This window comes from Microbacterium sp. ZW T5_45 (assembly GCF_044987415.1).
Taxonomy (GTDB): domain Bacteria; phylum Actinomycetota; class Actinomycetes; order Actinomycetales; family Microbacteriaceae; genus Microbacterium.
Map to the genome: position 1 here is coordinate 37,173 of NZ_JBJDRJ010000018.1, position 24,643 is coordinate 61,815.

The following is a 24,643-nucleotide window of genomic DNA, read 5'->3' on the forward strand; positions in this document are numbered from 1 at the left end:
GATGACTTCTCCGTCCCCGCGCCGTCCCTGGCGCGCTCTCAGCGCGGCCGCGATCGCGCTCGGCCTGCTGGCCGTGCCCGCGGTGCCCGCGTCCGCGGCATCCGATTCCGCACCCACCGTCAGCGGTGCGCTCGCCGCCGGCATCGAGGCGGCGTCCGCCGAGCTCCGGTCGAGCTTCGTGCTGCCGGTGATCCCCGACACGCAGTTCTACTCGCGCTACAGCGCGTCGCAGTTCTACCCGAAGTACGACACCAACCCGTTCGAGGTGCAGACCGACTGGATCGTCGAGAACCAGGACGAGCTGAACATCCCGTTCGCCGTGCACGTCGGCGACGTCGTCGACCAGGAATGGGTGACCGGCGAGTGGGATGCCGCGGCGAAGGCCATGAAGGGTCTCACTGACGGCGGCGTGCCGTATTCGGTCGTCCCCGGCAACCACGATGTGGCGAACCAGGGCGCCCGGTCTTCGGAGGCGAACTCGTGGCAGTACCTGCAGCGCTTCGACGCCGCGAAGATGGCGGCGCAGGGCGGTGACACGTTCGTCGGCAGCTACCAGAACGGTCTGTCGACCGCGTACATCTTCGAGGCCGAGGGGCACCGGTGGATGTCGCTGGCTCTCGCCTGGAACGCCTCGGTCGACACGTTCACGTGGGCGCAGGGCATCCTCGACGCTCATCCCGGCATCCCGGTGGTGCTGTCGTCGCACGCGATCATCAACATCGCTCTCGACCAGACGTCGCCGGCCGATTGGGGCTGGGGCGAGGAGCTGTGGGATGCGCTGATCCGCAAGAACGATCAGATCATCCTGACGGTGAACGGGCACTTCCACGGCGCCACGATGCGTGAGCGCACGAACGACTTCGGCAACACCGTCTACCAGGTGCTGACGGACTACCAGATGGCCGCCGACGGCGGAAACGGCATCATGTCGCTGTTCGAGTTCGATCTGACGAACGACCGCATCGATGTCGAGACGGTGTCGCCGTGGGTGACCGTGAAGGACAAGCAGTCGCTCACCGCGAACGACGCTCCCGTGCTCGACGGCACGTGGCAGTCGTTCTCGATGCCGATCGATTTCGAGTCGCGGTTCGGGTACGAGCCGGCGGTCGCGACGCAGGGCGATCTGTCCGAGCGCGCGAAGGAGATCGTGTCCGAGGGCTGGGACGGCACCGGCGTCGGCGAGACGTGGGCGGCTGCGGGATCGGCGGATGACTACATCGCGGTCGACGGCACGGTGGCGCACTGGCGGTTCGGTTCGGTCGACGAGGGCATCGTCGATGAGTCGACGGTGATCCCCGACATCGCGGGTGGCAGCCCGATGTATCGCAACGCGATCGAGAACACGGATGCTCCGGAGGAGCTCGACGACGTGCAGGTGTCGCACGAGAACGTGCCGTTCTACTCGGCCGATCGGGGTGCGGTGTGCTTCTCGGACGTCTATCGCAATGCATCCGGACCCGACAATCTGTCGTACATCACGACCGAGTACGGGGCTCCGGCGACGTTCGCGGATCTCGACTCGACGAGCGGATACACGCTCGAGACGTTCCTGCAGGTGGATGAGGAGTGGACCGAGGCGGCGAACCGGTGGAGTGCGGCGATCACGCGCGGCGGTGCTCGTGAGTGGATGGGCATCAACGACGGGTCCGACCCGGGTGCGGGTGCGTCGTGGCTTGGGATCTCGAGTCTGCGGGAGTACCAGTGGTCGGCGGGTGACACCTCGTCTTCGAACTCCTACACCCTCTGGTCAGGCGAGATCATGCCGGGGTCGTGGCACCATGTCGCGATCGTGAACGATCCTGCTGCGGACACCGTCATCATGTACGTCGACGGCGTGCCGGTGCTGCGCAACGCGTCGAACGTGGGCGGGATGCTGGCGGCGGACATCATGCCGTGGATCATCGGCACGTCGACGTGGAACACTGAGGCCGACCACGGCTGGTTCGGATGTGTGGGCGAGACGCGGGTCGTGGACCACGCTCTGGCGTCGTCGGAGTTCCTGTACCAGCGGGTCTCGCTCGATGTGGCGGTGACCACCGATCTGGCGACGGTTCGTGCTCACGATTCGGTGGTGTCGTCGCTTGCGGGAACCGGGCATGCGGGTGCGTCGGTGACGGTGTCTGTCGATGGCGCTGTCGCCGGGTCTGCTGTCGTCTCGGCTGATGGGTCGTGGACGGCGGAGCTGTCGACGCCGATCGCCGGCTCGGGGTCGCACACGGTGTCGGTCGTGCAGTCTCTCGGGTCTCGGTCGGGTTCAGTGTTCGAGGGCGTGCTTGTGATCGGTGAGGCTCCTTCTCCTTGGGTGCCGGATGTCGCGGATCTCTCGCCGTCGCTCGAGGGGCTCGTGTCGGTGGATCCGTCGCGGTTCGCGCCGGGTTCCTCCGTCGTGGTGACGCTGCCGGCCGGTTTCTCCGGTCAGACCGTGTATGGATTCCTGTTCTCGTCGCCGGTGGCGCTCGGGTCGGCGGTCGTTGCTTCTGATGCGGTGACGCTGACGGTTCCATCGTCGGTCGCGTTCGGCGATCACCAGCTGGCGCTGTATGCGGCGGATGGCACGGTCATCGGCTGGGATGCCGTCGAGGTGTTCGACCCTTCGGTGGTTTCGGTTCCTGGTGACGGCGGTTCCGGAAGCGGTGGCATCGGTGCCGGCGGAACGGATGCCGCGGGCGACCCGCTCGCGACGACCGGTCTGGATGGGGCGTGGATGCTGCTGTGGGTTGCCGGGGCCGCGGGCGTTGTTGCTCTCGGCATCACGCTGGTGTTGCGGAAGCGGAAGGCCTGACAGTCAGTAGGTGGTGAGCGGGGTCCTCGGTCGTTGCCGAGGGCCCCCTCTTCATTCTTCGGCCGCTTGCACACCCGGTCGCTGAGCGAGCGCAGCGAGACGAAGCGGGTCTAGCGTGCATGTCCTCACTATCCTGAGGGCATGCGCGGGCAGGGGAAGTCACCGACATGGTCTTAACACTTGACGCTGTTCTCCAGAGCGCCGGTATCCGTCCGGAGGAAGCGATGGTGATTCGCCACGCGTACGTGCGCGAGCACGAAGACTCCGGCCTCATCGGCATCCACGCAGACTCGACGGATGACGAGATTCTCTTTTACACGTCACGCCAGAGCGCGAAGCCGCGGGTGTTCCCGGTGGTGCCACCGCGTGTGTGGGTCGTCTTCGTGCGAGACGGTGGTGATCGGGCTCGGCTGTGGTCCGTGGTCGAGAATCACGGCGAGAGTTGGAACGACGGCAGACAACGTGCATTCGAGCTGACTGTGTCGCCAGAACTTGCCGATCTGCGGAACCGTCTCGTGATCGGCTGGCGCTCGCCGCGAGCGTGGTGGATCAACGGCACGACGGCGGCGGGGTATCCGGTGAAGGAGATCGCTGACTCCCAGCCGATACCTTTCCCTGGCTTCGATCGCTTGGTGCTCGACTATGCCCAGCTTCAGGCGGTGATGCGTGAGACGCGGTACGCGACATGGCGGACGGCGTTATCGGCCGTGAAGGGCATCTATCTGATCACGGACACTCAGGACGGCCGTCACTACATCGGCAAGGCGGATGGGGAGGAGAACATCCGCCAGCGATGGAACGTGTACGCCACCAATGGGCACGGAGGCAACCGAGACCTGCAGGGCCTTGATCCGTCGTCGTTTCGGTACTCGCTTTTGCGCGTGTTCGATCCCAGCACGCCGGAGCACGAGATCAACGGCGCGGAGAGTCATTACAAGATCGCGCTAGATACGCGACATTGGGGTCTGAACGCGAACTGACACTATGAGCATCGGTCAGTCGCAGGCGATCCCGTCGCCGTCCCGGTCGAGGTCGTAGATGTCGTTTCCCACGACGTGCACGGGGCCAGTGACATACGCGGGGCCATTGCCTCCGCCACCCGCACAGTCCACATCGCTCGCGATCGGAACGCAGGCGCCGGTGTAGTTCGGGTCGCAGCCGTTGCCGCCCTGCTGGACAAGAGGCACGGGAGCCGCAGGCACGGGCGCCGGAGCCGGTGCCTTGCTGCCCACTGCAGTCACTTCGTTCACCGGAGCGACCTGCACTGTCTCGCTAACGACCTCACGCGAGGTCTCGACACCATCGACGCGCGTCACGCGGTAGGTGATTACCTTCACGCCGTTCGCACCTGCGGTCACGATCGCGGTTGTGCCCTGATCGCGCTGAGGATCATCGATCGTCGTCGCCTCGAACGTAATCAGTACTTCCTCCGTCACCGTCTCGAACGTGGTCGGGATCGGGATCGGGGTCGGGGTCGGGGTAGCCTTCGGAGTCGATGTCGGCATCGAGGCGAAACTCTGAGGCTCGGATGCCGTCGTCGGCGCGCTGCCGGTGTTCGCACTCGCAATGCCGCCGCCGGTGACCAGCAGTGCGGCCACGCCGAGGGCGGCGAAGCCCGACGCGCGCGACCGCAGGCCGAGCGCCGGCACCGGCCGAGCGAACAGCACGAAAAGTGCGATTCCGAATGCCGCGATCGCCGCCAGAACGATCGCGACCGGCGACCATCTCGCGAGGAGCCCACCGACCACCAGGGCTCCGATGATCACGCCCCCTGTGCGCCAGCCCGACTTGCGAGTCGTTCGTGCTGCCTTCGCCATTGCGACTTCCCCCATTACGCGTGACGCGCAGCCAGAACTCGCGCGCATCAGACCTGTATATCGGCAGTCGCGCGTGAGACGCAAAAGCCCTCGCTGTGCGTCAGGGGATAACCCGGGAGAAGCGGCCTGCGGAATGGTCGCTGGTGGCAACGTCTTCGTCACAATGTCCGTGGGTCACGGCACCGTTCATTCCATGGTCGACATCGTTACTCACTACACGACGCGCGTCCGAACGATCGTCGATTGCGATCATTGTGGGGAGCGAGTCGAGCTGTACGTCTTCGCAGGTCAGAAGCCCCGATTCTGCAGTCCGCGTTGCGGCCGGCGGGCTCGTGACAAAGCGCGAAGGCAGCGACGCAAGAACGAAGCGCGTTTCGTAGCTGACGAGCCTCGACGCGCAGAGGTGGACATTGCGCCATGGAAGGACGCGCTGGAGCGCCGGATGGGAGGCCAGGATTTGCGAGCCTCGTCTGCTCGGTGTCCCGATACGAAGAAGTTCTCGTACGCCACGGCGGAAGAGGCGTGGGTGACGGCGATCTTTGGCTTCGCGGACGACACCCTGAACGCATTCCGGTGTGTTCACTGCGGGAACTTCCATCTAGGGAACTCCTCGCAGCCAGCGGTCGCACGAAGTCGTCGGCGCGCGGTGGTTGCCTACGAGCAGGCAGCTCTGCATCTTTAGATGACGGCGCGATACATCAGGTCAACAAAGCCCGAAGGTACTGCTTCAGCGCCGGATCGCACACATACACATAGGTTCCGAGCATCCCGCGGGTCATCAGCACCGCATAGATGTTCCGGATGAACACGAGCAGGTCGTCGTCACCGAAGGCATCCTTCAGATGACCGGTGTTCTCCTTGCCCTTCTTGTCGCGGTAGGAGTCGCGGTCGGCGATGATCCGGCCTGACGCCGTGTCGAGACACAGGTCCGGACCGATGATCACGCCGGCAGAGTTCAGGTCGTATCCCTGCACAGTGTGTATCGAGCCGACTTCGTCCAGAGAGTGCGGTGAGTTGATCCAGTCCTTGTCGGTGCTGTTCCAGCGCATGCGTTCGCCGTCGAGCTCGATGTCGACAGCATCCGGGGTGCGTCGCGACTTCCATTGCCAGGCGTAACCGGCGACGAGACGGGCAAGGCCCTTCTCGGCATCCCGTTCGCGGATCGCGGCGCGCATCTCACCGAGGTCGTCGAAGAAGCGGAGTTCGTACTCGCCGAGATCAGGTCGAGGCGCTGCTTCACCCCGAAGCAGCGATCGAACGTACTCGACGTAATCGGCTCCGGCCCGCACGCGCATCTGCGTGGTCAGCGGATAGTGGCGGTGCGCGTTGCGTGCCCCCTGAAGTTCAGCTCCGAGGGTGGCGGGGGAGAGATCATGGGGCCGTACGGTCTGATCGCCGTCGATGAGCAGCAGCTGATGCGTGGAGCGGGCCTTGATCCAGTCGAGCTGGTTGTACCGCGGATCGTCGGCGCCGAACAGCGCCGTGTTGATGTCTGTGAACTTCTTGTTCTGCACGCCCGATGCCTGGTTGGCGCGCTGATTCAGACGGTGCGTCTCATCGACGAGAACGAGGTCGAATGAGTCGGCCGATTCGCCGAGCTGGAAGGGAGAGAGCACCATCTCTGGCTTGAGCTTCGGGGTTCGCTTGAACACGCGCCGCACGGATTCGCGGAGCGACTGCTGCGGGATGACCAATGCCATCCGCAGGTCCTTCAACAGCTCGCGGTTCTCAGGGACGAAGAACTCCGCGAACATCGACTCCGGCTCGACATCGTCCGGATGCTGGAAGTCGCGGATGTCGGCGAGCAGCTTCATCAGATAGATCGCGATGATCGTCTTGCCGGTGCCCGGGTTGCCCTGGACGACGAGCGTGGACCGGCGATCCGGATGCCGCAGATCGTCGACCAGGCCCTCGACGGTGTCTTCGACGGCCGCGGCCTGATCCGTCGTCAAAGCCTTGAACGGTGAGAGCTTGAAGAGGTCGGAGTTCTCGATCTCGGGGATGCTGCGCGTGAACAGGCCTTCGTCGCGAAGCTGCTCGAAGACGTCATGGAAGGTCTGCCGGTAGACCTCGCGGTTGTAGTAGTTGGCGTCGGTCAGCCCGTCGTTCCCGTTGAGCACCTCAAAGCGGCCGTCGCCGGAGAACCAGCGGATCAGGTGCGACTCGAGGTCGAGGCAGGCGGACTTGTTGAACGTGTCGTCGATGACGACGCGGACCGACTGGAGTCCTTCGTGCTGCTTCGGGCCGTCGAGGTGCTGGCGCATCCGCTTCTGCGCGCTGATCGTCTCACCCACGTAGAGCTTCAGGCGTCCATCGATGACGTAGACGACGGGCCAGTCCCGGAGCTGGGGATCCATGTTCGTCTGCAGCGCTTCTCGCCGAAACGGCAGGCGGCGGATGCTAGTCACTCGTGCAGCTCCGTGTACTTCTTCATGCTGCCTTTGGCGAGGTCGACCGGGTACTTCTCCGCGGACTTCGTGAGCTTGTTCATCACGATCTCGTCGAGGTCGACGCCGAGCCTGTTCGCGAGGTGGATGCAGTAGGTGACGACATCCGCGAGCTCGTCCTCGACCTTCTGCTGGTCGGGCGTCGAGTTCCACTGATAGCACTCGAGGAGCTCCGCGGCCTCGATGCTGATGCTCTTCGCCAAGTTCTCGGGGGAGTGGAACTGGTCCCATTCGCGGGCCTCGACGAAGGCGCGGAGGGCTGCGAGAGTCTGCTCGGACGGCATGGCACGGAGAGTATCAGCATCTTTGATCTGTCTTGATTCGTCACTCGCGTCGGGCACGCTTCCAATGTCCGCGGCCGAACGTACGATTAGCAGGTGCCTCGCAAAAAATCTCTATCTGCCGCCGCGTTCACTGTTGCTGAGATTTGTGCTGGCGCTGGAGGACAGTCGCTAGGACTCCACAAGGCAGGCTTCACGCACAGCGTGGCAGTCGAGCTCGACGCGACCGCGGCACTGACGCTCAGCCAGAATCTCAAGTTCCCGGTGGTTGTCGGGGACGTTGCGGACCCGCAGGTGTGGCAGCCGAGCGACTTCGAAGGTGTGACCTTGCTCGCTGGCGGAGTGCCGTGCCCTCCCTTCTCGGCCGCAGGCAAGCAGCTCGGTACCTCAGATGAGCGCGACCTCTTCGCCTGGGCGATTGAGCAGATTCCCGTCATGAAGCCGAGGGCAGTCATGCTTGAAAACGTCCGTGGCCTCTCTGCGCCGAGGTTCGCCGCGTACAGGCAGCGTGTCCTCGATCGGCTCGATGACTTTGGCTTCGTTGGCGAATGGAAGCTCCTGAACGCATCAGAATTTGGTGTCCCTCAGCTGAGGCCGCGCTTTGTACTTGTCGCCATGCAAGCTGATGACATGCGGTACTTCCGCTGGCCGGAGCCTCAAGATCGGACCCGCACGACGGTCGGCGATGCACTGCACTCCCTTATGGCGGCGGGCGGGTGGAGGCACGCTGACGCGTGGCGCGAGGTGGCGAATGACATCGGGCCAACCCTGGTTGGCGGTAGCAAAAAGCACGGCGGAGCAGATCTGGGTCCAACCCGCGCCAAGCTCGGCTGGGCACGGCTTGGTGTCGACGGTAAGGGTGTCGCGGACGCGCCACCCAGCAAGGACGCGCCGCCGCCAAGTGAGTGGATGCCGCGCCTTACCGTCGAGATGGCGGCAAGGATTCAAGGGTGGGCTGAAGAAGACCATTACCAGTTCGCCGGTCGCAAGACTTCTCAATATCGACAGATTGGGAACGCTTTTCCGCCTCCCGTTGCAAAGGCCATCGGAGACAGCATCAGAGCGGCACTGCTCCACGAGGGGGAGGAGCGCACTGATCTCGCGGAGCATGCTGATCTGCATGACCCGGTATATCGCGCGCTTGCTCGCAGCGAGAACGGGCTCAGTCTTGATGAGCTCGTCGCCAACTACAACGACGGTAGTGTCGCTGCTGTTCAACAGCGCCTCGCGGCACTTCAGCGCGACTTTGAGCTCGTCACGGTTCAAGATGGGGAAACTGAGCGGTACCTCCTTGGTGAGTTCAAGGGTTTCACTGGGCAGAGCGACCACTGGCGTCACGAAATGCTCGCGAAGCACTCAAATCGAGTGAGCTGAGATGACACTAGAGGCGTTGGACGGCTGGTCTGCCGATCCGCTCTACGGCGAAACGGATCAAGAACTGGTTGCAGTCTTCAACGCATTTCGGTCGGCTGATCCCGATGGAGCTCGGATCGGCAGGTTGATGCGCAGGACATTGGACCAGCTTTACGACGGGCAGCGAACTGGGCGATACTCCTGGCAGCAGCTCCACAAGACTGAGCGAACTCACTTCGGCACGTTGTTCGAGATCAATTTGCGTCGAGAGTTTGATGACGTCATCGATGAGGGGGTCAAGCTCGATTATCGGGTTGCCGGGTTGGATGTCGACTGTAAATTTTCGCAGCGCATGTATGGCTGGATGATCCCGCCGGAAGCGATAGGTCACCTTCTCGTAGTGGGATTCGTAGACGACGCAGTAAGTGAGTTCGCTTTCGGCGTCGTTCGAGCGAGCGCCGAGCATTGTCGCACGGCATCTAACCGAGACGCCAAAGTGCAGCTCAACCCACTGGGCCGTGATGCGGTGCGATGGCTTGAGCGCCCGGGTGAGTTGCCCCCGAATGTGTTGCTTCAGTGCGATGATGAGGATCTACGAGCGATCTTCTCGCGGCGATCGGGCCAGCAGCGAGTGAATGAGCTTCTGCGTCGAGTTCAGGGCCAGCGGATCGGACGGAACGCGATCGCAACTGTTGCGCAGCAGGACGACTTCATGAAACGGGTGCGCGCGAACGGAGGCGCCCGCACTCTTCTCCAGCCCGAGGGCATAATCGTCCTTGGCGGCGATTATGCGAGACATCGAGCGGTCGCCACCGGTTTGGGTTTAATCATGCCGGAGCCGGGGGAGGTAGTGAGCGCTCGGATCGTTCCCGCCGAAGCGGTGGATGCGTTCGCCGTCTTTCTCGGGTCTGAATATTGGCGCGTTGGTAATGTCGACGATCCCATCGTTGCGGCCCCTGAGGTGCCGTCAGCGTAAACCTCCCGAGGTTCAATCTGGTATTGGGGCGATCGTCGGGCCAAAAAGCTCTCCTCACGCGTATCGAGCGATAGAAGAGAACGCGGGTTAGACTTCTTCAGCCGTTCGGATCACTTGGGAAAATATCTCTCCGCGAAGTACTCGGGACATGCGCTGATTTACACCTGCCCGCACTCGCCTTGAGTACTCGAGGGCCTCTTGGTTGCTTGTTGGCTGGTCCGAGGCTGCACTGGACACCTCCGAGTAGAAGGTCTCCAACGCGGAGCGCAGTTTACTGGGGTTCAGTTTAATGCCCCCCGAGTTAATTGTTCGATCCAGTTCGATGATCGCCGTTGACAAATCGGCTTTGCGCCAAACGCGTGATTTTGAATCGAATTCGGCCTGTTCAATAAGGGAAAATACTGCTTCAAGTCGAGTCAGGAGATCCGACTTCAAGGGGAAATCATCATTGTATTGCTCGAGATATGATTCATGCTCATCTTCGGCGTTGAAGTATCCACTCATCATCGTGATGAGAATAGTCAGTGCATACCGAACGTCATTCATTCGGCGCCCATCAAGAGCCGAGAAGATATTATGCTTTAAGAAGAAGTCATTTTCCGCAAGGTGTTCGGCCGTCTTTTTCAGAACCCCGTCGAATCTGGAGTGATTAATCTCCATTGCGTTCAAAGAATAGGACGTTGAGTTGATGCGCTGAAAAACTCGACGAGTCTCCTCCTCCGGCAACGAGCCGAGGTCGCGGACTACCACGCTGTATTCGAGAAACGACTTCTTTTCGTCCGTGCTGAGACCGGCGTATGGGGCTATGTCTGTTCCGTCCAGCTCCGGGAAGTCCTCCGAGCCGCTGAAGTATTGGTACAAGGTGGAAACGCGTTGCTGGCCGTCAACAATCACCTGGGTTGAATCTCCGGTATCTTCATTGAGCTCTCCGGCCGCAATAAATATTTCAGGGAAGGGCAGCCCTTCTAGCACAGTTCTAACGAGGGCAATTTTGTGATGAGCAGACCAAACGAGACGACGTTGAAAGTTGGGGTCGGGCTTGATTCTCCCATCCCGAATTCCCGTCACAATAGTGTGAATCCGCCAATTTGTGGCTGAAGTGTCCATATATTCTACTCTTCCCGGCATTTCTCTACAGCGCTGTGTTGGTATTTTATTAAGAATGAGATGTCGTGGTATAAGGCGGCGGCCACCTTGAAAGGGCCGGCTACCCTCTCCTGTTGAAGGCTTCGGAAGAACTCGAACCATGAGTTCGAAAATTGAAACTGTTTCGAGCGAGGGAGTAGATCGGGTCGAATCCAACCCCAAGCGAGATAGCCCTTGAACTTTTCCTGCTCGGGCCAGTCCGCGCCCTGGAGCGAATACTGGTGAACTTCATGCCATACGCGAAAGTAGAGGTCGTGGCTAACTATCGCGACATCAATGTCGCTTCGATCGTTGAAGGCATTAAAGCGTTTGTGTGGCGCAATGCTAAATCCCAATTTGGCTGACCCTACGACGAATACATCCTGGTTCGGGTCCACGGAGAATTGACTGCTCACGCTCTTCTTGAGCGCGTATTCCTGAGCGTTCGAGATTGCGACAGCGGAGCCATGAAGTATGTGTTGTCGAACAATTTGCTCTCCATCTGGTTCGACGGTTAACGCTTGCCTAAAATTTGCGACTCGTGATAGATGATCCGCTTCTTCTGTCTCGAACTGAATGGAGGGGGTCACATGAGCAACTTAGCGGGTCGTGGCGTCAATACGCATCTCTTCACCGTAGGGCCGGATCAGAAGGTGGCGCGAATACTTGATGGCATCTGTCGCTGGCGTCTGCTGTCGCGCCGGGATGAGCGTGTCAAATGGTGTGTGTAAGGGGTGGGTCTCCTTATGAAAGGAAGCACACTGGTGGCTATTGACAAGGCGTCGCGTGAGGCGCGGCGGAAGTCTCAGGCGGAGGGCGCTCAGCGTCTGATCGACTCGGGCATGCTGGATGATCTGTTCGCGAAGATCGACGCGGGCGAGGTCCAGCTGGACGGGGATGGCGGGTTCATCCAGCAGTTGATCAAGACTGGTCTCGAGCGGGGTTTGCAGGCAGAGCTCACCGATCACGTCGGGTATGAGAAGGGCGACCCGGAAGCACGGCTGTTCGAGAACTCGCGGAACGGGTCGTTCCCGAAGACGGTGGGCACCACGGCCGGGGAGATCGAGCTGCGGGTCCCGCGGGATCGGAACGGGTCGTTCACGCCGCGTCTGGTCCCGACCGGCAGCCGACGGCTCTCACAGTTGGACGAGATGATCATCTCGCTCTATGCCGGCGGGATGACGGTCCGCGATATCGAGCATCACCTCGTCGCCACTCTCGGCGTCGATCTGTCGCATGAGACGATCTCGAACATCACTGAGGAGATCGCGGACGAGGTCCTGGCCTGGCAGTCACGCCCGTTGGAGGCGTTCTACCCGGTGATCTACCTCGACGCCCTGGTGGTGAAGGTCCGAGATGGTGGGCATGTCCGCAACAAGGCCGCGCACATCGCTGTCGGCGTCGACATGGACGGCATCAAGCACGTCCTCGGGATCTGGATCCAGCAGGTCGAGGGCGCGAAGTTCTGGGCGTCGGTCTGCGCCGAGCTCGCCAACAGGGGCGTCCGCGATGTCCTCATCGTCTGCGTCGACGGGCTGACCGGGTTCCCCGAGGCGATCGAGGCGACCTGGCCGGAATCGATGGTCCAGACCTGCGTGGTCCACCTGATCCGCAACGCGATGCGTTTCGTCGCCTACGGGCAGCGCAAGGCCGTCGCGGCCGCGTTGAAGCCGATCTACCAGGCCCCGACCGCGGACGCCGCCCAGGCGGCTCTGGACGCGTTCACAGCCTCTGAGCTCGGGCGGGCGAACCCGAGATCGGCGCAGGTGTTCGAGGACGCCTGGGAGCGGTTCACACCCTTCCTCGCGTTCCCGCCGGAACTGAGGCGGGTGATCTACACGACGAACGCGATCGAGTCGCTGAACTTCCAGCTGCGGAAGATCATCAAGAACCGCGGCCACTTCCCCAACGATCACGCCGCCGTGAAGCTGCTCTGGCTCGCGATCTGCGACATCGAAGACAAACGCGCCCGCGACCGCGCGAAGGAACGCGGCCTCGGGCGCGGCGCGAAACGCAAAGCCGAAGGACGCCTCGTCGAAGGACAAGTCGTCACGAACTGGATGAAAGCCCTCGAACAACTCGCCCTCGTCTATCCCGAGCGCATCGAGCCCTACCTCTAACCGTGAGACCCCGACTCCTTACACACACAACTTGACAAGCTCGCCGGGATCGGTCAGACTGGGCAGCTTGTGGCCACCGACGCGGCTATGTCCTTCTTCTCGCCCGCATCCCGAACGCCACCCCCGCCAGCACCACAACCACAACCCCGTACCCCACGCACACCGCTCCCAACCCGACAATCCCCACGAGCACCCCCGCCACCACAGCCGGTACCCCGAACGCGAGATACGCCAGCAGGTAGATCACGGCGAAAGCATCCGCCCTCGCCTCCGCCGGAATCCGCGGAGCGAGTGACGCGACCACGCCGGAGAAGGTCGTCCCGAAGCCCATGCCGGTCACGCCGGCGGCGACGAGATAGAACGCCAGCGATCCGACGCCCAGCGCGACGAGCGACAGCAGCGTGCCGACCGCCAACGCTGCCGTGCCGAACAGCACCGTCGACCGCGCTGACACGCGCCGCATGAGGAACGCTGTCACCGCGCCCACTCCGGCGAGCATCGTGACAGCGAGTCCCTGCCAGAGGTGCGCCTCGCCGCCGAGCTCGCTGCGCACGATGTTCGCCCCGAGCGACAGGAACAGCCCGCCAGTCGCCCAGCCCGCGATCACCGCGGGAGCTGCACGCCAGAAGTCCACGCGGATCGCCGCCGGAAGCGACAGCCTGAAGCTCAGCGACGCCCACGCACCTTCGCGCAGCGGAGCCGTCTCCGGCGCGAGGAAGAACAGCCCGGCCAGCACGACGTACGCGACGGTCAGCGGTGCGAACACGTCGAGCAGCGGCTCACCCGTCACATCGAGCACGAGGCCCGACACCAGCGCACCCGACGCGAGACCGATGCCGGGGCTGAGCGAGTTCCACAGCGACGCGATACCGGGACGTCCTGCGGGAGCGAGATCCAGAGCCGCGGCCGACAGGGCCGAGATCAGCAGGCCGCTCGCCATCCCCTGCAGCGCCCGGGCGAGGACGAGCGTAGCGACAGCATCCGCATGCCAGAACAGCACCATGCTGGCGGCGAGCAGCAGGAACCCGGCGATCGCGACCGGCCGGCGACCAACGTGGTCCGAGAGCGAACCCGCGGTGAGCAGCGTCAGCAGCAGCGCGATCGCGTACACCGCGAACACCGCGCTGATCACGACCGGCGCGAAGCCGATCTGCTGCGCCAGCACCGGATAGAACGGCGACGGCGCGCTCGCCCCGAACATCATGAGGATCTGCGCGACGATTGCGAGGGTGAAGCCGAAACGGGTGCGCCCGGTGGTGGGGCGCCCTTCGTCTCGCTTCGCTCGCTCAGGGACCGGAACGGGGCGCGGGCGCCCAGCAGTCGGGGTGCGCGGCACGACGATCGGTTCGGTGGTGGTCATGACAGGCTCCTCAATGGTTCGAGATTCATCGAACTATCGGAGACTACTCGCCAACCCACGATTGTTCAACTATTCTCGAACCATGCCTGGCGAGCTTCCGCACCCAGAGCGCTCCGAGATCCAGTTGACCGACGTGCTCTTCGCCCTCAGCGACCCCGAACGCCTCGCCATCACGCGCCAGCTCGCCGACGGCCCCCTCGACATGGCCGACTGCCTCGCCACCGACCCGAACCTGCCGAAGTCCACCAAATCGCACTTCATGAAGGTGCTCCGCGAGGCCGGCGTCATCCGCAACGAACCCAACGGACGGCGACGGATGCTGACGCTCAGGCGCGATGACCTCGACGCGCTCTTCCCCGGACTGCTGGACTCGGTGCTCACGGCCTGACACCGGCGGCGAACACGCCTTCGCTAGGGTGAGGGCATCACTATGACCGAGGGGGATCACGATGTCATCTGCAGCGACCACCACTTTCCATTCGACCGCTGATGCGGCCACCACAGCGGCCGCGATCCAGCGGGTGCTCGCCGACACCAAAGCCAAGGTGCTGGGCCAGGCGCCCGACGGCAGCACGATCGACTTCCAGACCAAGAAGACGATGTTCAACTGGGAGCTCGTGGGTCGCGCGATCACGACGCCCGCGGCATCCGGATCCGATGTGCATCTGTCGCTCGACGTGCACCACAACCGCCCGCCCGCCCTTATGGACGGCGTGAAGAACCGCAAAGCGGTCGAGAAGCTCGCCGGTCAGATCCAGGCCGCCATCGGTTGAATCCGCCTGTCATGACGCGACCTTCCGCCCCGCAGCATCCGCCCCGACCTCGGCCCACACCGCATCCAGCGACAGGTCCAGAACCTCGGCGATCGCGGCGACCGTCGAGAACGACGGCGTCGCCACGCGGCCGGACTCGATCTTGCGCAGCGTCTCGGGCGAGATGCCGGCCTCGAGCGCGATGCCGAGCGTGGGTCGTTCGCCGCGAGCTCGGCGCAGCAGTGCACCCAAGCGCTCGCCGCGGGCGACGTCGGCGGGAGTGAGCGGCATCCGGACCATCATGGCTCCTATAGTAATCCCGGTATAGTTATCCCATGATCGAGATCCTCACGACCGACGAACTGACCAAGGCTCGCGCGACCGGCGCACTCGTCGGCGACATCCTGCACGCGCTCAAAGCCCGCGCGACCGTCGGCACCAATCTGCTCGACATCGACCGCTGGGCCAAGCAGATGATCGAGGATGCCGGAGCCGATTCCTGCTACGTCGACTACGCCCCCTCGTTCGGCCGCGGGCCCTTCGGTCACTACATCTGCACCGCGGTCAACGATGCCGTGCTGCACGGCCTGCCCCACGACTACACGCTCGCCGACGGTGACCTGCTCACCCTCGACCTCGCCGTCTCGCTGCGCGGCATCGCCGCCGACGCCGCGATCAGCTTCGTGGTGGGGTCGACGCAGCGCCCCGAGGACCTCGCCATGATCGACACGACCGAACGTGCGCTCGCCGCGGGCATCGCGGCCGCCAAGCCCGGCGCTCGCGTCGGCGACATCTCCCGCGCGATCGGCACGGTGCTCAAGGCCGACGGCTACCCGATCAACATGGAGTTCGGCGGCCACGGCATCGGCTCGACCATGCATCAGGATCCGCACGTCGCCAACAACGGCCGCCCTGGCCGAGGCTACGTGCTGCGCCCCGGGCTGCTGCTCGCGCTCGAGCCGTGGATCATGGCCGACACCGACGAACTGGTGACGGATGCCGACGGCTGGACGCTCCGCAGCGCGACCGGTGCGCGCACCGCGCACACCGAGCACACCATCGCGATCACCGAGAGCGGGGCCGAGATCCTGACGCTGCCGACGGCGGGGCGCGCATAACTCCGGAAGATCGGAGGCTGCCACGGTCGGAGCGCGCGTGATTGCGGGGACGAGGGAGCCGCGGTCGTCGAGATCTCCGGAGTTCTGAAGGCGAGTCATCGGTGCGCGCGGGTCCGATCAGGGGTGGCCTACAACCGGTGCGGATGGGGGCCGCGGATCACCGGTCGTCGTCGCGACGCCGGCCGATGAAAGGCGCGAGGATCGTGCCGCCGATGCACGCGCCGACCACAGCGCCGATGGGCAGGCCGAGGAGGGCGTTCTGCAGCGCCCACGCCGTGACGGGAGCCGCGATCGCGGCGCCGATGAGGGCGCCGGTCGCGACCTGGGCTCGCGACGCCTTCCGGGGAGCGGGCTCGTCGTTGGGCATGGTTGACAGCCTATGCGGGGCCGGTTCGGGCCCGGGGTCCGTGCGTGCCGGCTGCGGAATGTCGCTCAGATGACGAAAGTCGGTCGAGAATCGTGGTTCGGCTGACACTCGTCATTTCGGCTGACATCTCGACGACGCCCTTCGTCTCGTCGCTGCGCTCCTCGCTCAGGGACCGGGCGCGTCAGACACCGGGAGCCAGTGCTGCGGCCTCGGCCAACCGCACCAGGTCGTCTCCGGTGTACCCGGGCCAGCCGTGCAGCAGCCCGCGCCACTCAGACGGAACCGCCGACGCGCCCCACACCGCTCCCGCGAGCGACCCGGCGATCGCGGCGACCGTGTCGGTGTCGGCGCCACCCCGCACAGCCCGCTCCAGCGCATCCCGCAGCGACGACGCTCCGGCCACGGCCGCCAGCGCGCCCTGGAACGCCCGCACGACCCAGCCGTTCTGCGCCATGAAGTCCCGCGGATGCGCCCCCGGCGACAGCGCTTCATCGATCAGCACACTCCACCGCGCAGCATCCGCCGCCGGCAGCAGCACCAACTGCGCTCGCACATCGAGCTCGCCGGTCAGCACCGCGTGTCGGATCGCCGCCGACCACAGGATGCAGGCGGACGAGCTGTCCTGCTCCCAGTGCGTGAGCTTCGACACCGCCTCGGCGGCCGCGGCCAGAGCATCGGCAGGCCGCGACAGATAACCTAGCGCCAGAGGACCCGTCCGCATCAGCGCGCCGTTGCCTCCACTGCGACCCGCCCGCTCGTGCTCGGCCTGCGACGACCGCAGCACGTCGCTCTCCGTGAACGGCGAGGGGATGCCCGAGAGCACCGTCCGGGTCTGCGCGCCGACATCCTTCGCAGTCTGCGCCCAGCCGATCCAGCGCCCCACGATCTCCGTCAGAGACGCGGTGTCCTCGAGCCGATCGCCGCGGGCGAGCACGTCGAGGATCGGGATCGCCATGCTCGTGTCGTCCGTCCACTCGCCGAGGCCGTGGCCGAACGTGCCCACGCCGAACTCGGGAGTCACGGCGTCGTCGAGCGCCGGACCGAACTCGTACTGCGAGCCGAGCGCGTCTCCGGCGGCCGAGGCGAGCACCGCACCCGCGGCGCGGTCGAGCTGATTAGGGGTGAGAGTCACCCCCGCAGGCTACTCGAACCCGCCGCTGAGCCGTCCGTGGAACCGCTCGCTCGCCTCGTTCATGCCGACGATCTCGACCGTCTTGCCGAGGGCCGAGTACTTCGTCTCGATCGCGTCGAGCGCGGCCACGGTCGACGCGTCCCACACGTGCGAGCCCGACAGATCGATCACGATGTGCGAGGGGTCGTCGGTGTAGGAGAACAGAGTCGTCAGGTCGTTGCTCGAAGCGAAGAACAGCTCGCCGTCGACGACGTATCGCACACCGGCATCCGACACGATGCGCTCGACGTTCACGACGTGCGCCACCCGGCGGACGAACAGCACGGATGCCACAAGCACGCCACCGACCACGCCGACCGCCAGATTGTGCGTGAGCAGCACGAGCACGACCGTCGCGATCATCACGAAGGTCTCGCTCTTCGGCATCCGCTTGAGCGTCGACGGCTTCACGCTGTGCCAGTCGAATGCTCCGATCGCGACCATGATCATGACCGCGGTGAGCGCCGCCATCGGGATCGTGCCCACGAAGTCGCCGAACACGACGACGAGCAGGAAGAGGAAGACGCCCGCGCAGAAGGTCGAGATGCGGGTGCGCGCCCCGGACTCCTTGACGTTGATCATCGTCTGACCGATCACCGCGCAGCCGCCCATGCCGCCGAAGATCCCCGACAGCATGTTCGCGACGCCCTGCGCCCACGACTCGCGCGTCTTGTTCGAGTGCGTGTCGGTGATCTCATCGACGAGCTTCGCGGTGAGCAGCGACTCCATGAGGCCGACCAGCGCGACTCCGAGCGCGAACGGGGCGATGATCGTGAACGTCTCCCAGGTGAACGGGATGTTCGGGAGGAACAGCGACGGCAGGCTCCGGGGCAGCTCGCCCTGATCGCCGACCGTGGGCACTCCGATCGAGAACACCAGCACGACGCCCGTCACGATGATCACCGAGATCAGTGGGGCGGGGACGACCTTGGTGAGCCTCGGCATCACGATCATGACGACGATGCCGAGCGCGACCAGCGGATACACCAGCCACGGCACGCCGATCAGCTGAGGGAACTGCGAACTGAAGACGAAGATCGCGAGCGCGTTGACGAATCCGACCATGACGCTGCGCGGTATGAAGCGCATGAGCTTGGCGACGCCGAGCACGCCGAGGATCACCTGGAACACGCCGGCGAGGATCACGGTCGCGATGAAGTAGTCGATCCCGTAGGTCGGCGCGACGGGCGCGATGACGAGCGCGACGGCTCCGGTGGCGGCCGTGACCATGGCCGGGCGACCGCCGAGGAACGCGATCGAGACGGCCATGATGAACGACGAGAACAGGCCGACTTTCGGGTCGACGCCCGCGATCACCGAGAACGCGATCGCCTCGGGGATCAGCGCGAGGCCGACGACGAGCCCGGCAAGCACCTCGCGCGTCAGCATCCGTGGGCTTTTCAGCGCCTGCAGGACCGTCGGGTTGGCGCGATAGCGGGCGCGATCGTCGAGCGCGGATGCTGACATGGGGATGCTCCTGATGCCGCGATCCTCGGGGTGACCGCCGACATTCCAGGATAGAGCGGATGCTGAGCGGCCGAGGAGTCGTGCGGGCCCGGCGCTTCGGAGGGGATCTGCGCTTGGGCGGGCGGAATTTCGAGATTCGACCTCCGCAGGGTCGATCGCCTCCGATGCGCAATGCGCTCAGGGTTCCCAGCGGAGCAGGTCTCCCGGCTGGCAGTCGAGTGCCTCGCACAGCGCATCGAGGGTCGTGAAACGCACGGCCTTGGCTCGTCCGTTCTTCAGCACGGCGAGGTTCGTCGGGGTGATGCCGATGCGCTCGGCGAGCTCGCCGACCCCGATCTTCCGCCGCGCCATCATCACGTCGATGTCGACCACGACCGGCATCAGATCACCTCGTCATCGAGCTCGGACCGCAGTGCCCGTGCTTCGGCATCGCGGTCGATCGCCTGCCGGAGGAGGGCCTTCATCACGACCATGAGCAGTGCCATGCCGCCCAGCACGAGCGCCGCACCGCCGATGAGCGCGACGACACCGGGGGCGACCTCGCCGGGAGCCAGCAGCACCGCCAGTACGAGCGCGAGAGCGGCGGCGGCGGCGAACGAGCCGATGATCACGTCGACGTAGCGGAAGGATGCCGTCGAGAAGATCGATCCGCGACGCACCTTCGTCAACAGCATCCACACGCAGATGCCGAACACCTGCATCGTCGCGACGCCGAGCACGGCGATGACCGCGAGCGCGATGCGCCCCCATAGCGGTTCGCCGTCGAGGTCGCCCCAGACCAGCGGCACGATCACGGTCTGCACGACCAGCGACCCGAGCAGGGCGAGTGCGATCACGGCCTGCAAGATCAGGGTCGTCGACTTCTTCATGTTGCTCCCATCGAAGGACGGTAGAAATCTATCGTTTATCGACCGATAGGGCAACCGGGCTTGGTGTCGTGCTCCGAAGTGCAGGCGCGGAAGGGGTGGATGCTGCGGCATCCGGACTCCCACCCGGCTCACAGCCTCAACGACATATCGTTGAGTATCGTTCACCACCCCATATCGGAGGTCATCATGAACACCAACGCATTCCCCTCGAACCTGTTCGGCGACAACGGGCCCGGCAGCGGTGCCGGCAATCTCTTCGGCGGCGCGAACGGCCCCGCCGGCGCGATCTTCGACGCCCTCGACCAACTCCGCAAGTCGTTCGAGGCGCCGCGCCCAAGCGGCGGCACGCGCATGGCGCGCGGCGATGTTCGTACCGCTGTGCTCTCGCTGCTCGCCGAGCGTCCGATGCACGGCTACCAGATCATCAGCGAGATCGCCGAGCGCAGCGGCGGCACCTGGAAGCCCAGCGCCGGCTCGGTCTACCCGACCCTGCAGCTGCTCGCCGATGAGGGACTCATCGAGGCCGAGGAGCAGAACGGCCGCAAGACCTACTCGCTGACCGAAGCCGGTCGTGCCGTGGCCGATGAGGCCACCGAGGCACCCGCGCCCTGGGTCGCGAGCGAGTCGAAGGACAAGCGCAACGATCCCCGCTTCCACGCACTGCCCAAATCGGGAGTCGACCTCGCCGCCGCGGCCGCGCAGGTCGGTCGCACCGGTTCGCCCGAGCAGGTGCAGCAGGCGATCGATGTGCTCGACGAGGCCCGCCGTAGGCTGTACTCGATCCTCGCGCAGAACTGAGCCGGCGAGGCGTCGACCGCCCTGCCGGACGAAGGAGAACCGATGACGGATGCTGCGCCGCAGAGCGCCCATCGCGCCCGCTACCGTCGCATCCTGTCATTCGCCGCCCGCGAGTTCATCAAGATCTGGTGGTTCGAGCTCGTCCTGCCGCGGTTCGGTGGTGCCCGGCTGTCGGAGCGCACGCGACCGGCACGCATGCAGCGCTTCGCCCGCCGCTTCCACACCCTCGCGGTCGACCTCGGCGGGCTGATGATCAAGGTCGGCCAGTTCATGTCGTCGCGCCTCGACGTGCTGCCGCCCGAGATCACGAAGGAGCTGGAGGGGCTGCAGGATGAGGTCCCCGCCGTCCCCTTCCCCGAGATCCGGGCGCTCGCCGAATCCGAGCTCGGCATTCCCCTCGATCGTGCCTTCGCCTGGGTGGACGAGGTGCCGCTGGCCGCGGCATCCCTGGGCCAGGCGCACCGCGCCGGACTCTCGGAGCAGGATGCCGCCGACACCGGCCTCTCCAGCGTCGTGGTCAAGGTGCAGCGCCCCGGCATCGACGGGATCGTCGCGACCGACCTCGCGGCGCTCCGTCGTGTTGGCCGCTGGCTCACGCGCGTGCGCATCGTCGCCGACCGGGTCGATGCGCCCGCGCTCGTCGAGGAGTTCGCCGCGACGAGCCTCGAGGAGATCGATTACCTGCACGAAGCGGCATCCGCTGAGCGGTTCCGCGAGGCGTTCGCCGACGATCCACGCGTCGCCGCCCCCGAGATCGTGTGGGAGCGCAGCACCCGCCGCGTGCTGACGCTGTCGGACGTCACCGCGATCAAGATCAACGACACGGATGCTCTGCGCGCAGCCGGCATCGACCCCGGCGAGGTCGCGACCGTGTTCGCAGAGGTCATGTTCGACCAGGTGTTCACGCACGGATTCGTGCACGCGGATCCGCACCCCGGCAATATGTTCGTGACTCCGGGTATTTCGACGGGCTCAGAGATCCAGGGCGAGGGCCGGGCGCCCTGGCACCTCACGTTCATCGACTTCGGGATGATGGCCGAGGTGCCGGCGAACCTGCGAGCGGGGCTCCGCATGCTGCTCATCGCCGTGACCGCACGCGACAGCCGCGGCCTCGTCGCGGCTGCGAAGGAGATCGGCGTCCTGCTGCCGAACGCCGACACCCGCGAGCTCGAGCGCGCGCTGACGGCCCTCTTCGCGCGCTTCGGCGGCATGGGCTTCTCTGAGTTGGCCACGGTCGACCCGCGGGAGTTCACCGACTTCGCCGCCGAGTTCGGCGACATGGTGCGCCGGCTGCCGCTGCAGCTGCCGGAGCATCTGTTGCTGCTGATCCGCGCCGTCTCGCTGACCTCGGGCATGTGCAGCGCGCTGGATCCGTCGTTCAACGTGTGGGATGCCGCGGAGCCGTATGCCGCCCGAATGTTGCGCGATGAGTCGGGCAACCTCGTGCAGGACGTGGCCACGCAGGCCATGACCACGGCGGCCACGACGTGGCGTCTGCCGGGGCGCATCGACGCGATCATCACTCGCCTCGACGATGGCAATGTGTCGTTCGACACGTCGACGCTCGAGCGCCGGCTCGACCGGCTCGAGGGGATCGCCCGGCGGATCGGCTCGGGTGTCCTGTTCGCGGCGATGCTCGTGGGCGGCGCGCTGCTCGTCGAACCGGTTCCTGGTCTGGGGTTCACCCTGCTCTGGGCCTCGGTCGTCCCGCTGCTGCACGCCGCCCTCGGAGGGCTCTTCCGCCGCGGTCGCTAGACGGTCTAGCGATACTCCGTGACAGGATGGACAGTCATGGAGACACCTGACGAAGACGCAGCCGAGAAGCCCGCAGCCGACGTCGTCCCCGCGAAGACCGGCTCCGATCCGGTGTCGAAGCGCTCCAGCAGGCCGCAGGGTGCGCCGACCGGCACCGCACAGACGGCATCCGGAGCCGCCCGGCCCGCCGCCGCGACGCGTGCGACCCAAGCCGCACGCAAGATCGTGCGCGACATCTCGGCCGTTCCGCCACGCAGCGTGCATCCGGCCCTCGTTCCCGGCGTCGCCGTCGAGGAGACCGGACGCACCTACCGCACCGACCCGCTCGTCTTCGGCGTCGCATTCGCGCTGACGATCGCGTTCATCGCGTGGGGCGTGTTCGCAGGTGACAACCTCGCCGGCACGACCAAGGCCGTGCTCGACTGGGTGGTCGAGTACTTCGGCTTCTTCTTCACGACGATCGCGACCGTCATCCTCGTCTTCATGCTGTTCGTCGGCTTCAGCCGCTACGGTCGCATCCCGCTCGGCCGCGACGACGAGGAGCCCGAGTTCTCGATGTTCTCGTGGATCTCGATGCTGTTCGCCGCCGGCATGGGCATCGGCCTCGTGTTCTGGGGAGCGGCCGAGCCGCTCACCTTCTTCGAGTCCCCGCCGCCCGGCACGGTCGAGGCGAACACGCTCGAGGCCATGCACACCGCGCAGACCCAGGTGCTCTACCACTGGGGTCCGCAGGCCTGGGCGTTCTACGCGCTCGTCGGCGGTGCGATCGCCTACGGCGCGTTCCGTCGCGGCCGCACCCCGCTGATCTCGTCGATCTTCGCTCCGCTCCTCGGCGAGGGGCGGACCACCGGACCCCTCGGTCGCACGATCGACATCTTCTCCATCATCGTCACGCTGTTCGGCACCGCGGCATCGCTCGGCCTCGGCGCCCTGCAGATCGGCCACGGCGTCGAGATCGTCAGCGGTATCGGTGAGCTCGGCAACGGCATCCTCATCGCCGCGATCGCAGTGCTCACCGCCTGCTTCATCGCCTCGGCGGTGTCGGGCGTCTCGAAGGGCATCCGGGCACTGTCGAACATCAACGCGGTCGCCGCACTGGTGCTCGCGTTCTTCGTGTTCTTCGTCGGTCCGACCATGCTGATCCTCAACGTCATCCCGTCGGTGGCCGTGCAGTTCCTCGGCGATCTGCCGACCATGATCGCCCGCTCGGCGTCGCAGGGCGACGAGGCGCGGCTGTTCCTCTCGAGCTGGACGATCTTCTACTGGGCGTGGTGGATCTCGTGGTCGCCCTTCGTCGGCATGTTCATCGCGAAGATCTCGCGCGGACGCACACTGCGCCAGTTCGTCTCGGTCGTCATCGTCGTGCCCGCGGTGATCTCGCTGGTGTGGTTCGCGATCTTCGGCACCACGGCGATCCAGCAGCAGATGGATGGAGCGGGCCTCATCGTGGATCCGCCGGAGGAAGTGCTGTTCGGGGTGCTCGAGAACCTGCCGATTCCCATGGTCACCAGCATCCTGCTGATCCTGCTCATCGCGATCTTCTTCATCACCGGCGCCGACTCGGCCTCGCTCGTGATGGGCACGCTGTCGCAGCAGGGGCGTCCGGAGCCCGCGCGCTGGGTGTCGGTGGTCTGGGGTTCACTCGTGGGCATCATCGCCGCGGTGCTGCTGGTGACCGGAACAGAGGGGAGCGGACTCAGATCACTGCAGAACGTGACCATCATCGCGGCGCTGCCCTTCGCCGTGATCATGGCGTTCATGATGGTGGCGTTCCTCATCGACCTGCGGCGCGATCCGCTGATCCTGCGCGAGCGCTACGCCCGCGCCGCCGTGCGGCACAGCGTCATGGCCGGCCTCGAGGAGTACGGTGACGACTTCGCGCTCGTTCCCGTCGAGTACGACCACTCCGAAGACGACCTCGCCTGGATCGACGAGGAGACCGTCGACGACACGCTCGTGGAGGTCTACGAGGCGGCGACCGAGGCGATCGACATCATCCCTCAGAGCGACGTCGCGATCGAGGAGTCGGGATCAGTGACGGATGCTGAGCCGGAGGCTCGTGAGAGTTGACCGGTTCGGCGGGCC

At 65.1% G+C, this 24,643-nt stretch carries 23 protein-coding genes; 11 read left to right on the forward strand and 12 right to left on the reverse strand.

Annotation, left to right across the window (positions count from 1 at the left end; translation table 11 throughout):
- Window position 1 precedes the first annotated feature (1 nt).
- Window positions 2-2,782 (forward strand): LamG-like jellyroll fold domain-containing protein, encoded by a 2,781-nt coding sequence (locus ACI3KS_RS10980; protein ID WP_404918165.1) that lies wholly within the window; start codon window positions 2-4, stop codon window positions 2,780-2,782.
- A gap of 167 nt (window positions 2,783-2,949) precedes the next feature.
- Complete coding sequence (locus ACI3KS_RS10985; RefSeq protein ID WP_404918167.1) at window positions 2,950-3,762, forward strand: GIY-YIG nuclease family protein; 813 nt, start codon at window positions 2,950-2,952, stop codon at window positions 3,760-3,762.
- A gap of 15 nt (window positions 3,763-3,777) precedes the next feature.
- On the opposite strand, the gene ACI3KS_RS10990 is transcribed toward ACI3KS_RS10985, so the two are convergent.
- The 3 genes from ACI3KS_RS10990 to ACI3KS_RS11000 form a co-directional block, all read right to left on the reverse strand.
- Window positions 3,778-4,599 carry a G5 domain-containing protein gene (locus ACI3KS_RS10990; RefSeq protein WP_404918169.1) on the reverse strand — a complete coding sequence of 274 codons (822 nt, stop codon included), beginning with the start codon at window positions 4,597-4,599 and terminating at the stop codon, window positions 3,778-3,780.
- A 698-nt stretch (window positions 4,600-5,297) separates the two neighbouring features.
- Window positions 5,298-6,956: a DNA/RNA helicase domain-containing protein gene (locus ACI3KS_RS10995; RefSeq protein ID WP_404918171.1), complete on the reverse strand. Its 1,659-nt coding sequence runs from the start codon at window positions 6,954-6,956 to the stop codon at window positions 5,298-5,300.
- A gap of 47 nt (window positions 6,957-7,003) precedes the next feature.
- Complete coding sequence (locus ACI3KS_RS11000) at window positions 7,004-7,330, reverse strand: nucleotide pyrophosphohydrolase (protein ID WP_404918173.1); 327 nt, start codon at window positions 7,328-7,330, stop codon at window positions 7,004-7,006.
- A gap of 93 nt (window positions 7,331-7,423) precedes the next feature.
- Between ACI3KS_RS11000 and ACI3KS_RS11005 the strand changes: the two genes are divergently transcribed.
- Window positions 7,424-8,701, forward strand: coding sequence for a DNA cytosine methyltransferase (locus ACI3KS_RS11005; protein WP_404918175.1), 1,278 nt, complete (start codon window positions 7,424-7,426; stop codon window positions 8,699-8,701).
- Window position 8,702: 1 nt separating this feature from the next.
- Entirely contained in the window at window positions 8,703-9,656 is a 954-nt protein-coding gene (locus ACI3KS_RS11010) for a NaeI family type II restriction endonuclease (protein WP_404918177.1), read from the forward strand.
- 87 nt (window positions 9,657-9,743) lie between these two features.
- Here the strand turns inward: ACI3KS_RS11010 and ACI3KS_RS11015 are convergent, their stop codons facing one another.
- The gene (locus ACI3KS_RS11015) at window positions 9,744-10,763 is read right to left on the reverse strand and encodes a DUF262 domain-containing protein (protein WP_404918179.1); all 1,020 of its coding nucleotides are present in this window, start codon (window positions 10,761-10,763) and stop codon (window positions 9,744-9,746) included.
- A gap of 5 nt (window positions 10,764-10,768) precedes the next feature.
- Window positions 10,769-11,371 (reverse strand): hypothetical protein, encoded by a 603-nt coding sequence (locus tag ACI3KS_RS11020; protein WP_404918181.1) that lies wholly within the window; start codon window positions 11,369-11,371, stop codon window positions 10,769-10,771.
- Window positions 11,372-11,623: 252 nt separating this feature from the next.
- Here ACI3KS_RS11020 and ACI3KS_RS11025 point away from each other — a divergent pair, with 252 nt between their 5' ends.
- Window positions 11,624-12,901, forward strand: coding sequence for an IS256 family transposase (locus tag ACI3KS_RS11025; RefSeq protein ID WP_404918245.1), 1,278 nt, complete (start codon window positions 11,624-11,626; stop codon window positions 12,899-12,901).
- A gap of 85 nt (window positions 12,902-12,986) precedes the next feature.
- On the opposite strand, the gene ACI3KS_RS11030 is transcribed toward ACI3KS_RS11025, so the two are convergent.
- Entirely contained in the window at window positions 12,987-14,261 is a 1,275-nt protein-coding gene (locus tag ACI3KS_RS11030; RefSeq protein ID WP_404918183.1) for an MFS transporter, read from the reverse strand.
- Between the two features lie 82 nt (window positions 14,262-14,343).
- Here ACI3KS_RS11030 and ACI3KS_RS11035 point away from each other — a divergent pair, with 82 nt between their 5' ends.
- Complete coding sequence (locus ACI3KS_RS11035) at window positions 14,344-14,649, forward strand: ArsR/SmtB family transcription factor (RefSeq protein ID WP_404918185.1); 306 nt, start codon at window positions 14,344-14,346, stop codon at window positions 14,647-14,649.
- A 61-nt stretch (window positions 14,650-14,710) separates the two neighbouring features.
- Entirely contained in the window at window positions 14,711-15,034 is a 324-nt protein-coding gene (locus ACI3KS_RS11040; RefSeq protein ID WP_404918187.1) for a hypothetical protein, read from the forward strand.
- A gap of 9 nt (window positions 15,035-15,043) precedes the next feature.
- Here ACI3KS_RS11040 and ACI3KS_RS11045 read toward each other — a convergent pair whose 3' ends face one another.
- Entirely contained in the window at window positions 15,044-15,313 is a 270-nt protein-coding gene (locus ACI3KS_RS11045) for a helix-turn-helix transcriptional regulator (protein ID WP_404918247.1), read from the reverse strand.
- A gap of 35 nt (window positions 15,314-15,348) precedes the next feature.
- Here ACI3KS_RS11045 and map point away from each other — a divergent pair, with 35 nt between their 5' ends.
- A complete protein-coding gene (gene map, locus ACI3KS_RS11050; RefSeq protein WP_404918189.1) occupies window positions 15,349-16,131 on the forward strand; it encodes a type I methionyl aminopeptidase in 783 nt (260 codons plus the stop codon).
- A gap of 157 nt (window positions 16,132-16,288) precedes the next feature.
- Here the strand turns inward: map and ACI3KS_RS11055 are convergent, their stop codons facing one another.
- The 5 genes from ACI3KS_RS11055 to ACI3KS_RS11075 form a co-directional block, all read right to left on the reverse strand.
- The gene (locus tag ACI3KS_RS11055; RefSeq protein WP_404918191.1) at window positions 16,289-16,498 is read right to left on the reverse strand and encodes a hypothetical protein; all 210 of its coding nucleotides are present in this window, start codon (window positions 16,496-16,498) and stop codon (window positions 16,289-16,291) included.
- A 181-nt stretch (window positions 16,499-16,679) separates the two neighbouring features.
- Complete coding sequence (locus ACI3KS_RS11060) at window positions 16,680-17,630, reverse strand: ADP-ribosylglycohydrolase family protein (RefSeq protein ID WP_404918193.1); 951 nt, start codon at window positions 17,628-17,630, stop codon at window positions 16,680-16,682.
- A 9-nt stretch (window positions 17,631-17,639) separates the two neighbouring features.
- Complete coding sequence (locus tag ACI3KS_RS11065; protein WP_404918195.1) at window positions 17,640-19,136, reverse strand: SulP family inorganic anion transporter; 1,497 nt, start codon at window positions 19,134-19,136, stop codon at window positions 17,640-17,642.
- Window positions 19,137-19,313: 177 nt separating this feature from the next.
- Complete coding sequence (locus ACI3KS_RS11070) at window positions 19,314-19,517, reverse strand: helix-turn-helix domain-containing protein (RefSeq protein ID WP_404918197.1); 204 nt, start codon at window positions 19,515-19,517, stop codon at window positions 19,314-19,316.
- Window positions 19,517-20,005: a DUF2975 domain-containing protein gene (locus ACI3KS_RS11075; protein WP_404918199.1), complete on the reverse strand. Its 489-nt coding sequence runs from the start codon at window positions 20,003-20,005 to the stop codon at window positions 19,517-19,519. Before ACI3KS_RS11075 ends, ACI3KS_RS11070 begins: the two co-directional genes overlap by 1 nt.
- 186 nt (window positions 20,006-20,191) lie before the next feature.
- Between ACI3KS_RS11075 and ACI3KS_RS11080 the strand changes: the two genes are divergently transcribed.
- The 3 genes from ACI3KS_RS11080 to ACI3KS_RS11090 are packed head-to-tail and all read left to right on the forward strand — an operon-like array spanning window position 20,192 to window position 24,628.
- Entirely contained in the window at window positions 20,192-20,803 is a 612-nt protein-coding gene (locus tag ACI3KS_RS11080) for a PadR family transcriptional regulator (RefSeq protein ID WP_404918201.1), read from the forward strand.
- 42 nt (window positions 20,804-20,845) lie between these two features.
- Window positions 20,846-22,558 carry an ABC1 kinase family protein gene (locus ACI3KS_RS11085; protein WP_404918203.1) on the forward strand — a complete coding sequence of 571 codons (1,713 nt, stop codon included), beginning with the start codon at window positions 20,846-20,848 and terminating at the stop codon, window positions 22,556-22,558.
- Window positions 22,559-22,594: 36 nt separating this feature from the next.
- Window positions 22,595-24,628, forward strand: coding sequence for a BCCT family transporter (locus tag ACI3KS_RS11090; RefSeq protein ID WP_404918205.1), 2,034 nt, complete (start codon window positions 22,595-22,597; stop codon window positions 24,626-24,628).
- Window positions 24,629-24,643: the final 15 nt, after the last annotated feature.